The organism is Paenibacillus sp. FSL P4-0127 (assembly GCF_038007325.1).
Taxonomy (GTDB): Bacteria; Bacillota; Bacilli; order Paenibacillales; family Paenibacillaceae; genus Fontibacillus; species Fontibacillus macerans.
Window position 1 is genome coordinate 1237608 of record NZ_JBBOWY010000002.1, and the last position, 12538, is coordinate 1250145.

Consider the following 12538-nt stretch of genomic DNA (forward strand, 5'->3'; position numbering starts at 1 on the left):
GGAGATTTTAAAAAAGAAATTTTGATTCAGGATCAAAAGGAGTGAATCCATCGTGAAAGTAGTGGTAACGGGCGCGGCGGGCAAGATCGGCCGCTGGACCGTAAGAACGTTCCTTGAAGCGGGGCACGACGTAGTCGCTTCGGACCGGAAGCTGCGGGAAGAATCCGCGTCGAAAAATTTTATCCAGGCGGATTTGCGCGATTACGGCCAGGTTATCCAGCTCCTGTTGGGATGCGATGCCGTTGTTCACCTGGGGAACATCCCTACGGACGTAAGAAATACGCCCCAGGCCATATTCGAAAATAACATGATCGTCAATTTCAATATCCTCGAAGCCTGCAAGGATTTGAAAATTCCCAAGCTGGTATGGGCGTCCAGCGAAACGGTGTTAGGGTATCCGTTCGTGCCGGAAGAGCTTAGTTATCTTCCCGTGGATGAAGAGCATCCGACGCTCGTCAAGTCCTCCTATGCGATGGCGAAGGCGCTGACGGAACAGTTGACGGGAATGTTTCACAAACTGACGAACGCCCAGCTCGTATCCCTGCGTTTCGCCAACATGTATGAGCCCGACGAGTATGAGAAGATTCCGATCCTGCACTGGCATGACAAGGAGAAGGATATTCAGAAGAAAAACGCATGGGCTTACTGCGATGTACGGGACGCCGCAACCGCCTGCCTGCTGGCGATAGAGAAGAACGGACTGGGGCATGAGGTGTTCCACATCACGGCCCCGGACACGATTATGCCCGATCCGAGCCGCGATTTGGCCGAAAAGTATTTTCCGAAGGTCCCTCTAAAGAAGGAGATCCAGGGATACGAGACGCTGATGGCTATCGACAAGGCCCGGAAAATACTCGGTTATGAACCCCGTTATTCCTGGCGCTCCATCCTTAATCTGGACGGCTCGACCAAGGCTATGCCCGAGGATCAGCTCGCTTTGTCTCACACGGATATCTAATGTGGAATATCATCAAAACCGCCTGCGAGTTTGCAGACGGTTTTTTTTATTGCCGGAATGCGCCGATAGGGGACAAGCGTTAAAAGCAATAGTTACGCTTGTTTTTGATCACCAATTGACGAGAGAGTTTGCAATAGATTACATGAAACAATTGTTAAACGGCAGGCTTTCGGATGCCCCATATTATTTGAACGCCGAGATCGTGTCTTGCTCCAGTGATCTTTACCCGCTCGAAGTTTACGAAGATATCAAACAACTGTATGAAAGCGGGGAACTCGAGAAGAACTACATAGATTTTCGCAGTGTTGAGTCCGCGCTGAAAAAAACGCAAGAAGAGGTTATGCAAGGGGCGCAGCGGACTCGGGACTACAGTTTTATTGACGATACGATCGCCGAAATGGAGGGTTGGGCTAGTTTCCAACCTAAACGTGATATGGGTTCGCAATTGGACCTTCTGGATGCGCTTAGCGGCCTGACGTTGCCGAAACAGTCCCCTGTCAAAGTGAGTAAAGTAGGCCGCAACGAACCCTGCCCTTGCGGAAGCGGCAAAAAGTATAAAAAATGCTGCGGCAAGTAACATAACCAAGGCAAAAAGAAGGCTCCGTCATAAGAGCCTTCTTAATATTGCCCCTGAATTATTTTCAATTACCGTTCAAACTTTTAGCCCATTCTCTCACTCTCCGGGTGCTCTCTTCTTCGGATAAATCCTCAACCCTGGTCATGATGCTCCATCTGACCCCAAAAGGATCCCAAATGCTTCCGAACCGGTCGCCTGAAACAAAATTAGTAACGGCTTCTCTGACTCGTGCACCTTTGGCCACCGCATTTTCAAACACCCGATCAACGTCAGCGACATAAATGCCCAAGGAATAGCAGGCATTATCCTCGCCAGGCGGCAAAACGAGTTTATAGGACGGGTTCGCGGCTCCCAACTGCAAAAATCCTGTCAGTATTACCTGCTTAAAAAAATTCAATTACTGACTCCGATGTAACCTGAGACGAATTGACAAGCCGTTTACCCGGCAATGATACAACGTTATAAATCCCCGTTAAAGTGAAGGTATCGTCAGATGTTGGAGAACCCCGCGTTCGGCTGGGCAGACGGCGGCCCCTAAAGCTATTGAAGCGTGAATCTTGCGCATTCTTTTGCTCACCGTTAACATAACGTTAATACCGGGATAACACGGAAGGATTATCGTAAGGTAAGAAGTTTGTTTTTTCAATAATTTCATCATTAGAGGGTCGGAGACTAGGAGAAAGCCCTTATGCGGTGCCGGAAGGAATGGCTTGTTTGCCATATCCGCTTCCGTGCGCCGCATAACGGGCTTTTTTGTGTTGTCCGCACCAAAGGAGGCTGCTCATTCATTGCCGGACACGCTGTCATTTGAAACGTACTTTTTCGATCTGGACGGCACCATTTTCCTGGGGGACGTCCTGCTGCCCGGCGTGCAGGAAACGCTGTGCCATTTAAGAAGCTTGAACAAACAAGTGAGGTTTTTGAGCAATACGACCATCCGCACCCGCGGGGAATGCCGGGACCGCCTGCTGCAGCTTGGCCTTGCGGCGCATGAGGAAGAAATCGTGACGGCGGGGTTTATGTCCGCCGCTTACTTTATGGAATCGCGTGAGGCGGTGCGGGTGCTCGTTGCCGGGGAGCAGGCGCTGCGCAATGAACTCGTCTCGGTTGGGGTAGAAACGACGGACGATCCGGCGCAGGCGACGCATGTGCTGGTCGGCATGGACCGGGAGTTCGACTACGGCAAGCTGCACCGCGCGATGAAGGCGGTGCAGCAGTCGACCGAGCTGTTCAGTCTGCTGGATATGAACGCGATTATTCCGCTGGACGATTTTATCGTAAAGGAAGAGGGCGGCTATCTGGCGAATTTCTATCCTGCCTTTATGGCCAACTCGCAAACGGACGGCCATACTTACAGCATTCCGTTTCAGCGCAGCACCATCGTGCTTTACTATAACAAGGAGATGTTCAAGGAAGCGGGACTCGATCCGGAAAAAGGGCCGGAAACCTGGGAGCAAATGCAGGAGTACGCGGTTAAGCTGAAAAAGGATGGGCGCTACGGCCTGGAAATCCCGGTCACGGGCTTTGCTTATTGGATGATGCAGACTTTTGCTCTGCAGAACGGCGACAATCTGATGACCCCGGACGGCAAAAAGGTCATGTTTGATACGCCGGAAAACGTGGAAGGGCTGCAGTATTGGGTGGACCTGGCCGCGAAGCACAAGGCGACGCCGGAGGGCGTGACCGATTGGAGCACCGTGCCGTCCGATTTCCTGGAAGGCAAAACGGCGATGATGTACCATACGACCGGCAACCTGTCGAACGTGAAAAAGAACGCCACCTTTGACTTTGGCGTCAGCTTCCTGCCGGCGAAGAAGCAGTACGGCAGCCCGACGGGCGGCGGCAACTTCTATATTTTCAAGGATATCGCACCCGAGAAGCAGCAGGCCGCCTGGGAATTCGTCAAGTTTATGACCGAACCCGAGCGCGCCGCCCAATGGAGCATCGACACCGGTTATGTAGCCGTGCGCAAGTCCGCTTATGAGACGGAACGGATGAAGGAGTACGCGGCCGGGTTCCCGGCGGCGGTCGTGGCCCGCGATCAGTTGGAATACGCGGCGGCCGAACTGTCCACCCATAACAACGGCAAGGTGATGAAAATTTTGAATGATTCCGTGCAGGCGGCATTGATAGGCGATTTGACTCCGGCCGGCGCGCTGAAGAAAGCTCAGGCGGAGGCGGACCAGGCGCTGGCGTCCTTTAACAAATAGCCATGAAGGGTATCAGACTTGGAAACAACGGATTCGCCTGGCTGCTGCTGCTGCCGTCGCTGGCGATCCTGGCGCTGTTTACGTTTTACCCGATCTTTCTGACGCTGCGCCTGAGCTTTTTTCAGGCTGACCTGGCTACGCCGGAGCCGATTTTCGCGGAGCTGGACAACTTCCGCCGGCTGGCGGAGGACGAGGTGTTCTGGAAGGTGATGCGCAACAATTCCCTGTTTGCGGCGGGAACGGTTCCTGCGGGGATCGCCCTTGCCCTGCTGATGGCGGTTTTTGCCAACAAAGCGATCCGGGGAAAAGCGCTGATGCGGACGGGCTTTTTTTATCCGACGCTGATTCCGATGATCGCAGCGGCGAACATCTGGCTGTTCATTTACACGCCGGAGTACGGCTTGGTGAGCAGGATGTTGTCATGGACGGGTCAGCCCGAACTAAACTGGCTGGGCACGCCGGGGCTGGTGATGTGGGCGATGATTATCATGATTATCTGGAAGGAATCGGGGTACCTGATGATTTTTTATCTGGCCGGTCTGCAAAATATCCCGCGCGACCTTTACGAGGCCGCTCAGATGGATGGGGTCGGGGCCTTTACGGTGTTCCGCAAAATCACGTTCCCGCTGCTGATGCCAACGACGTTGTTCGTTAGCATTATCGCTTTGACGAATGCTTTTAAGCTCGTCGATCATCTGATGATCATGACCCGCGGGGGTCCCAACAATGCCAGCAATCTGCTGCTGTATTACATTTACGAGACGGCGTTCAGCTTCTGGGACCAGGGGCTTGCTTCCGCGCTGACCGTCATTATGATCGGGCTGATGCTGCTGTTTGCAGCGGTGCAGTTCTTTGGGCTCGACAAGCGAATTCATTACAACTGATCCCGGATGGCCGTCCGGGAAGAAAGGCGTATTTATGCTGCAGAAACTTGCGCCGAAAATCGGCAATGTTCTCATGCTGCTGCTGGCCATCATTTGGCTGGTGCCGCTCGTCTGGATGACGGTGACGGCGTTTCGCCCGCGGCAGGCGGCGCTGTCCGGCTTTTGGTCGGCGGATTTTACCTTGGATAACTTCGCGACGGTGTGGTCCGCCGCCCCCTTTGCGGTGTATTGCCTGAACACGCTGCTCATTGTGTTTTGTGTATTTGCGGTGCAGATGCTGACCGCAACCATGGCGGCCTTTGCATTTGCACGCGTTCCGTTTGTCGGGAGCAGCCTCGTGTTCCTGCTGTTCCTGGCCCAGATCATGATCCCTGCGGACGTGCTGATTTTTCCGAACTATAACATTTTGAAGCAGTTCTCACTGCTCGACACGAAGCTTGGGATTATGCTGCCTTATCTGGCCTCCTCCTTCGGCATCTTCCTGCTGCGGCAGGTGTTCAAGACGCTCCCTAACGAGCTTGAGGAGGCGGCGCTTGTGGAGGGGGCAAACCGCTGGCAGGTGCTGTGGAAGGTGTATTTTCCCTTGTCCAGGCCAACCTTTGTCGCGTTTGCGCTGGTGTCCATCAGCTATCAGTGGAACAATTTTTTGTGGCCCCTGATCGTAACCAATTCCGTGGAAAACCGGCCGCTAACGGTGGGGCTGTCGATTTTCGCGCAATCGTTCGAGGTCGGCGTGCAGTGGACGGAGGTCAGCGCGGCGACGCTGCTGGTGATCGTGCCGCTCCTGATCATTTTTCTGGCGTTCCAGCGCCAGTTTATCGACAGTTTTATTCATTCCGGCATCAAGTAGACAAGCAGACGGATGGGGCGCGCTCCCCGGGAATGGAGGCGTCGGCACCGTCCCGATCGAAGCGGTGGCCGTCTGGCTGGCGGCCTGCGAATATCGGGGAGCCTGGGTGCTGGAGATGCGCCGCCCCGGGGGCCTGCTGCCCTCCGCAGAACGGCTGCACAGCTTGCGGCGGCAGTTCCAGAAATTTAACGCAAGTTATCTATAGCGCGTTGTAGGATTTCCGCTTTGATTTCCTTGGACAGTTCATATGAATCGTATCGCAAAGCGTGCGGGTTTATTTCTACGTTTCTTCCTGTCTCGGCTTCTTTTTTGGCAAAGCAGGTTATAGTATCTACCGGATTGGACGATTCCCAAAGCAGTTGGCTCTTTAAATCCGCCAATAATTGTTGCTGGTCAATATCCTGGAATTGCAGTTGTCCGGCGGTACGCTTTAAATGGGATTCATAATCACCGTAATGATGAACGACTTCCCAGCCGGACCATTTCGATTTAAGTTCATGGGATATGTTGGGAATATCGTTGGCATGCCAAAATTCCAATCTCCTGCAATCTATATCAATATGGAAGCCTCCGATAGGGAATTCCTTAGACCATTCACGCAGGGCGATGCTTTTATATCCATAGGATTTATTGATCTCGTGGATCATATTAAGGCCATCTCTTCGGGAGGTTCTAAGTTTGTATCTTTTAAATCGTCTTCACCGTACGTCAATATTTTTTCCTGCGGATAACCGACGTAGTTGGCCAAATCTAAAATGCCCTCGTAAGCCCATGCGATTTCCCAACCGGACCAAATAGTTCTCATCAGTTTTAAGTAGAAATTCCTGAGTGGAACATTGTAAAGTATATCCTCGCCGCCATAAAATACTAACTTCTTTTTATCCAAGTCAACAATTGCTCCGCCTTCGGCCCAAACGTCATCCAACCATCCGGATTCATCCACCCTCTTTTGCATTTCAATGAATTTGACGGCATGTTGCTCCCCCAAAAACAAATCTTTAGGCAGCGTGTTTGCGCACCAATGGCCCTTCAAACAGGGGGAGGGGGGCGAGGTAACCAAGTGTAAAAGTGCAGTTGATTTTTCGTAAATCGCTATTATTGAGCGGCTGAGATGCAAAAGTGCATCTGTTTTGGAGCTATGCGATAAAAAAGTGACTTTTGGGCGGAAATGAACTGCACATTTGCATTTGAACTGCCCCTATTGAGGAGTTTCGACAAAAATCGCCTGCACTTTTGCATTTCGTGGCATTCTGCATCCCTTTGTGCCACTTGGATCTTACAGTTGGATCTGGCCGATCGGCCTTCCCTCACGCTTACAAACCGGCTGTTTTTGTATACTTGACCGCTATGCGTACAATAGTAACTCAACACCCTACAGTTTGCTTTCTGTATCCGATTTTGCCGGATTTGGCGTTCTGATTGGTCTTGTAGAATCGAAAAGAAGGTCATCAAACAACGCTATTGCAAGTTGCACACCGTCCATCATCCCTTGCATGTACAAACGTTCATTTTCTAAACCCTGCCTGAAGTGGTGCTTGTCCTCCCAGTCCATATACTCCGGCGACTTCGTTTGATCCGTACCGGAAAACATGGCCTCAAAAGCCGAGCGTTCCTCGGCACGAAGTTTACGCAATTCGGGATGACGATTGATACGCGCTGTAATGTGGTTCAACCTTTCCTGAATCGCGTCTCGAGGGATCGGTTTGTTTTAATTCGGTATTCGCAGTGAAAAAATAATCTTTCACTTTTAGGATTACGAAGTCGTTGCCATTGCCAAGGCGCTGGATATTTCCGTTGGTGAATTATTACGGGAGGAGTAGGGAGAATTAGTGGCAGGAAAAATAAAAAAACGGGACGCAGGTTCCGATAAATGGTTAGCCTTTGTCCCGTTATTTCTATGTTGATTTAAGTAGAATAATTTTATTTTTCTTCCTCAAGTAAATTGCTAAACAAAACACGTATGAAATTCCGTCTGCCGTATAAGACTCTAACCACATAAACTACTCCATCTTCATATCTGTAAAATATCAGGTAATTGTCACAAACAAGATACCGATAATCGGTTTGAATGTCTATAGTAGCGGATAGAGGTGTACCAATTTCAGGATAATCCACCAAGCTGCGAATTTTTTTCGTTATTTTTGCGATCAAATTTACAGCGGCTTCAGAATTATAAAGCTCCTGGGAGATGTAGTTTTTCACTTCCACTAAGTCATTTCTGGCTTCAGGTGAAATTTTCAGTTTATTCATTTTATATTTCCAGGTCTGCTTCGACTTCCTCTATAGTCATCCATCCCTTTTCTTTCCCTGATTGCTCCCCTTGAGCAAGCTTTGACATCAGTTTTAGAGAAGCCGTTAGTTTTTCATATTCACTTATATCGACAATAGCAAATTTCCCTCTGCCGTTTTTAGTTAAAAATACCGGTTCACCTACAGAAATATCCCGCAAAACCTCATTGTAATTTCTCAAATCGGATATGGGCTTAATATTCGGCATATATAACAACTCCTTTTGGTTGCTGTTATCATTGTATGTTTATTATTCGTAAAATTCAACAGCAATATTCCTTCCAAACATATGCTTCTTATACTTTAGGGGCGAATTACAGTTTTTTCTGATTGAACGTGGAACGAATATTCGTATATAATACAAACATATGTTCTTATTCAAAAGGAGTGATCAAAATGCTTCCAGACCTTGAACGGAAATTACTCCGTATCCTATACAGCTATTCGACGCAGCGGAAACGGATGCCTACGATCGATGAGTTGGAGATTAAGACCGGCAGGAACAAGCAGGATATATTTGCCGGATTGCGGGGGTTGGTGGAGCAGCGGTATATCTTCTGGCCGGACAATCCCAGATTGGATACGATAGTCATCCTGGAGGCGTGGGAACGGGATCAGCCTCAACGTCCAAAATTCAACTCCTCAAGCGGCAATATAGATTATTGGACGAAATATTGATAACGGTATTTAGGGAGAAGAGAGGAGAGGGTAAATAATAGCGGGATTTGGGCTTCCGACAGCCTAAGTCCCGATTTACCGCAAAAGCAATCGTAGTCTCTCCATATCCTTCACAACCGATCACCTTCACCGTTTTTCGTTATGTCCCTGTTATACTCCCTCTGCACACATACAGGGTTTTACCCAAGCCCAACTTCAGCCCAATTTTGTTCCTCACTCCCCGCCATCGTTTGTTCTCAACGATCCTCCAAAATGAAAGCGTTTTATTATATGATCATTGCAGGAGGTGGTTCCATTGATGATTGATAAACGTCCTGCGCTTTTACTGAAGCACCTTTTGAAAGTGAAGCATACAACCATGAATCAAGTCATGGAGCACTCTCAATTAACCAAACGGCAAATTGCCTACGATTTGGACAAAATCAATTATTGGTTGAAGGAGAGAGCACTTCCTGCCATTCCGTACAAAGGAATGAACCATATCATGGTGCCGGAAGAGGTGATGGCTTTTTGCCGGAAGCAGCAATTGGAGAACCGCAAACAGGATTTCTTTTTAACGGAAGAGGAACGTTTGATATTCATTTACCTGTATCTCTTTATACGGCAAGAGCATATTTCGTCGGTACATTTGACGCAGCTGCTCCAGGTAAGCAAGAACACGGTGATTTCCGATGTGAAAAAGGCCAACGAAATGAACCGGCCTTTCCTGGTTGAAATTCGTTATTCCAGGCAGAAGGGCTACCATCTTCGGGGGACCGAGTCCGATAAGCGAATCCTTGTCCAGCAGCATTTAGCGCAGATGATGCAAATTCCGTATTTTGAAAAACTAATCCACTATCTGGTGCGGGATCGGCAAGAACTTCTTCCCTTAGATTCGGCTCACCGTGCGCTTGTGCAAGCGGAAAAGCTTTTTCAGCTCGATTTTGTGGAGGAACGGGTTCGTCAATTTGCTTATTTTCTTGTTCTTTACGCTTACCGTCACAAAGAAGGAAAATCCGTTCAATTTCATAGTGATGAAATCGAGTTGTTAAGCAGAGATCCCATGTGGCCCGTGGCCAAAACCTTATTTGATCATCTGGGATTCGAGGAAGATGAACATGAGCTGTGCTATTTCACCACCCAATTGTTAGGTTTGTCTTTAGGCAGCCGCGCGGTTCAAGAAGGGAGCCGGGACTTGCTTTTTCACTTATGTGAACAGTTGGTCGTCGATTTTGAATATAAGGCGGCGATTGTTTTCGAACAAAAGGATGAAGTTATCCGCACCTTATATCAGCATTTTAAGCCGGCTTATTTTCGCATGAAATACCGGATTCCGATTCATAATCCGCTGCTCGAGCAGATTCAGAAGGAACATCGCGAGCTTTACACCATAATCAAGGAACTGCTTCAGCCGGTCGGATCGCTGCTAAGCATCAATATTCCGGAGGAAGAAATCGGCTTTATTACGATGCATTTTGGAGCGCTGCTGGCCAAACCGCAGCACGCCATGCCGAAAAAGAAACGAGCGATTGTCGTTTGTCCCAGCGGAGTCAGTTCTTCGTTGATGGTGAAGCACCAGATCGAGTCGCTGTTTTCGGAAATCACCGTGGAAAAAACGCTGTCCTTACAGGAGTACCAAACAGAGAATGACGATCCGTATGATCTGATCTTTTCGACGATTGAGCTCGAGTCCAAGCTCCCGTGCTTTTATGTAAAGCCGATTATGACGCCCAACGAAAAAAACAGGCTGGTCAATGAAGTGTATCGGCAGCTGTTTGGAATCGGGTACCAGGACCTGTCCTTAAAAGAGCTGATCCAAACGATTGGGCGTTACGCCGACATTTTCGACGAAAAGGGATTAACGGATGCGTTAAGCCAACTGACGTTCCATAGAAAAATAGATATCCAGAGGAGGAGCCAACCTGTGCTAAACGATTTATTAAAAGAAGAAACGATCCAAGTGGTTGATCAGCTCTCGGATTGGGAAGAGGCGATTAAAGTAGCGGCAAACCCGCTGCTGGAGAAAGGAGCCATCGAGTCCTCCTATATCGAGGCGATGATTGCAAATATCAAGACCATGGGGCCGTATGTCGTGCTTGGCAATGAAGTGGCGATCCCGCACGCGCGTCCCAAAATGGGCGTGAACCAGGTGGGGATGAGCTTTTTAAAGCTTAATCGGCCGGTCTATTTTTTGAATGACGAAAAATACCCTGTCCGGCTGTTGTTTTGCGTTGCGGCCAATGATAACAAGACCCATCTTAAGGCGCTTACGCAATTAACGAAACTTCTCAGCGACACCAAAAACATTGAGCTCCTCAAAGAGGAAGCGTCGATAGAAGCATTTCTTGACTTATTCAAGTTATATTCTGCCGCGGTTTAAAACATGGAAACGAAAGGAAGAAGAGCTATGAAAATTTTAGCGATTTGCGGTACGGGTTTGGGAAGCAGCTTTATGTTGGAGATGAACGTCAAACAAATCTTGTCGGAGCTGGGGTTAAGCGGTGTCGAAGTGGACCATTCCGACCTTAGCTCGGCTACGCCGGATTCTGCGGATCTGTTTATCGCCGCCAAGGATATTGCCGCAGGAATGGGGCACTTGGGAGAGGTGATTGTGATCGACAGCATTATCGATATGGACGGTTTGCGCGCCAAACTTAAGGACGTATTCCAAGCCAAGGGAATGATTTAATAACGGGGGGACATCTGCTATGGGCGAAAGAATTCTCAAATTGATGATGGATATTTTAAGCCAGCCGGCCGTCCTGGTTGCGCTGATTTCTCTGGTGGGGCTGATTATTCAGAAAAAACCGGCAAGCGAGATCGTGAAAGGAACCACCAAGACGTTCCTCGGTTTTCTGGTCATTTCCGCCGGGGCCGGAATCATTGTTCAGTCTCTGGATCCATTCGGAAAAATGTTTCAGAGCGCCTTCCATGTGTCGGGGGTTGTGCCGAATAACGAGGCCATCGTGGCCATGGCCTTAAATGAATTTGGCAGCGCCACCGCCTTCATTATGTTCTTCGGCATGATCGCGAATATCCTGATTGCCCGCTTTACAAAGCTGAAATATATCTTTTTGACGGGTCATCACACGCTTTATATGGCTTGTATGCTTGCTGTCATCTTGGTGGTTTCCGGCTTGGAAGGAATCCCGCTGATTATCGTCGGTTCCCTGGCTTTAGGCTTGATCATGGCGGTGTTTCCGGCCATTTGCCAACCCATTATGCGGAAAATCACAGGGAACGACAGCGTGGGGTTCGGGCATTTTTCGAGCATAGGTTACGTTGCTTCCGGGCTTGTCGGAAAGGTTGTCGGGAAAGGCTCCCGTTCCACGGAAGAGATCAGCTTTCCCAAAGGGCTGGGATTTTTGCGCGACAGTTCGGTGACCATTTCGTTAACGATGGTGGTTCTTTATATTATCATTGCTATTTTTGCCGGCCCGTCTTATGTGGAAAAAGAACTTAGCGGCGGCACGCATTACCTTGTATTCTCCATCATCCAGGGGGTTACCTTTGCGGCAGGGGTGTTTGTGATCCTTTCCGGGGTTCGGCTGGTGCTCGCGGAAATTGTACCCGCTTTCAAAGGGATTTCCACCAAGCTGGTTCCGGACTCCAAGCCTGCTCTCGATTGTCCCGTTGTTTTTCCCTATGCGCCAAACGCGGTGCTGATCGGCTTCTTCAGCAGCTTTCTTGGCGGGATCGTGGGGATGGTGATTTTGGCCATGACAGGCTCCGTGATCATCTTGCCGGGCGTGGTTCCCCATTTCTTTACGGGGGCGACGGCCGGGGTATTCGGCAATGCCACGGGCGGAGTTCGCGGCGCAACCCTGGGGTCTTTTGTAAATGGCTTGATCATTACGTTCCTTCCCGTATTCTTAATGCCGGTTCTCGGCAACCTCGGTTTTGCCAGCACGACGTTCTCGGATACCGATTTTGCGGCTTCCGGCATTTTGCTCGGGAATATCGCCAAATCGCTGGGGGCGACAGGCGTCACCGTAACGGTGGTTGGACTAGTGCTGCTGGCCGTGGTATTCGGGTTCTTTAAGAAAAGCAAAGCGAACCAGGATTCGCAGCAGATGGAAGCTTAAATGCCAGACATACCAGAGGAGGAAATAC

The 12538-nt window shown here is 49.5% G+C and carries 14 protein-coding genes and 1 pseudogene; 9 read left to right on the top strand and 6 right to left on the bottom strand.

The genetic code is table 11. The annotated features are described in order from the left end of the window. The first annotated feature begins 52 nt into the window (after positions 1–52). Positions 53–958 carry an NAD-dependent epimerase/dehydratase family protein gene (locus NYE74_RS31870; RefSeq protein WP_036624984.1) on the top strand — a complete coding sequence of 302 codons (906 nt, stop codon included), beginning with the start codon at positions 53–55 and terminating at the stop codon, positions 956–958. A gap of 1 nt (position 959) precedes the next feature. Further along, positions 960–1535, top strand: coding sequence for a DUF1186 domain-containing protein (locus NYE74_RS31875; RefSeq protein WP_341005521.1), 576 nt, complete (start codon positions 960–962; stop codon positions 1533–1535). A 64-nt stretch (positions 1536–1599) separates the two neighbouring features. Here the strand turns inward: NYE74_RS31875 and NYE74_RS31880 are convergent. After that, positions 1600–1902: pseudogene (locus NYE74_RS31880) on the bottom strand (VOC family protein); the annotation flags it as partial. A gap of 421 nt (positions 1903–2323) precedes the next feature. Between NYE74_RS31880 and NYE74_RS31885 the strand changes: the two are divergent. The 3 genes from NYE74_RS31885 to NYE74_RS31895 are packed head-to-tail and all read left to right on the top strand — an operon-like array spanning position 2324 to position 5479. Then, a complete protein-coding gene (locus tag NYE74_RS31885) occupies positions 2324–3745 on the top strand; it encodes an extracellular solute-binding protein (protein ID WP_341005522.1) in 1422 nt (473 codons plus the stop codon). A gap of 2 nt (positions 3746–3747) precedes the next feature. Continuing rightward, positions 3748–4629, top strand: coding sequence for a carbohydrate ABC transporter permease (locus NYE74_RS31890; protein ID WP_036624978.1), 882 nt, complete (start codon positions 3748–3750; stop codon positions 4627–4629). A 34-nt stretch (positions 4630–4663) separates the two neighbouring features. Next, a complete protein-coding gene (locus tag NYE74_RS31895) occupies positions 4664–5479 on the top strand; it encodes a carbohydrate ABC transporter permease (protein ID WP_036624976.1) in 816 nt (271 codons plus the stop codon). Between the two features lie 185 nt (positions 5480–5664). Here NYE74_RS31895 and NYE74_RS31900 read toward each other — a convergent pair whose 3' ends face one another. The 5 genes from NYE74_RS31900 to NYE74_RS31920 all read right to left on the bottom strand — a co-directional run bounded on the left by NYE74_RS31900 (position 5665) and on the right by NYE74_RS31920 (position 7976). Beyond that, on the bottom strand, positions 5665–6126 hold the full coding sequence (locus NYE74_RS31900) for a hypothetical protein (RefSeq protein ID WP_036624974.1): 462 nt from the start codon (positions 6124–6126) through the stop codon (positions 5665–5667). After that, entirely contained in the window at positions 6123–6596 is a 474-nt protein-coding gene (locus NYE74_RS31905; protein ID WP_124331715.1) for a hypothetical protein, read from the bottom strand. Before NYE74_RS31905 ends, NYE74_RS31900 begins: the two co-directional genes overlap by 4 nt. 255 nt (positions 6597–6851) lie before the next feature. After that, positions 6852–7151 carry a hypothetical protein gene (locus NYE74_RS31910; RefSeq protein ID WP_115311228.1) on the bottom strand — a complete coding sequence of 100 codons (300 nt, stop codon included), beginning with the start codon at positions 7149–7151 and terminating at the stop codon, positions 6852–6854. A gap of 248 nt (positions 7152–7399) precedes the next feature. Next, a complete protein-coding gene (locus NYE74_RS31915) occupies positions 7400–7729 on the bottom strand; it encodes a type II toxin-antitoxin system RelE/ParE family toxin (protein ID WP_036624970.1) in 330 nt (109 codons plus the stop codon). Position 7730: 1 nt separating this feature from the next. Beyond that, positions 7731–7976, bottom strand: a complete 246-nt coding sequence (locus NYE74_RS31920) for a type II toxin-antitoxin system prevent-host-death family antitoxin (protein ID WP_036624968.1) — start codon at positions 7974–7976, stop codon at positions 7731–7733. A 188-nt stretch (positions 7977–8164) separates the two neighbouring features. Here NYE74_RS31920 and NYE74_RS31925 point away from each other — a divergent pair, with 188 nt between their 5' ends. The 4 genes from NYE74_RS31925 (at position 8165) to NYE74_RS31940 (ending at position 12510) form a co-directional block, all read left to right on the top strand. Continuing rightward, positions 8165–8446 carry a hypothetical protein gene (locus NYE74_RS31925; protein WP_036624967.1) on the top strand — a complete coding sequence of 94 codons (282 nt, stop codon included), beginning with the start codon at positions 8165–8167 and terminating at the stop codon, positions 8444–8446. Between the two features lie 298 nt (positions 8447–8744). Next, entirely contained in the window at positions 8745–10805 is a 2061-nt protein-coding gene (locus tag NYE74_RS31930) for a BglG family transcription antiterminator (protein ID WP_227872682.1), read from the top strand. 27 nt (positions 10806–10832) lie between these two features. Then, positions 10833–11114, top strand: coding sequence for a PTS sugar transporter subunit IIB (locus NYE74_RS31935; RefSeq protein WP_036624963.1), 282 nt, complete (start codon positions 10833–10835; stop codon positions 11112–11114). A 19-nt stretch (positions 11115–11133) separates the two neighbouring features. After that, complete coding sequence (locus NYE74_RS31940; RefSeq protein ID WP_036624962.1) at positions 11134–12510, top strand: PTS ascorbate transporter subunit IIC; 1377 nt, start codon at positions 11134–11136, stop codon at positions 12508–12510. Positions 12511–12538 lie beyond the last annotated feature (28 nt).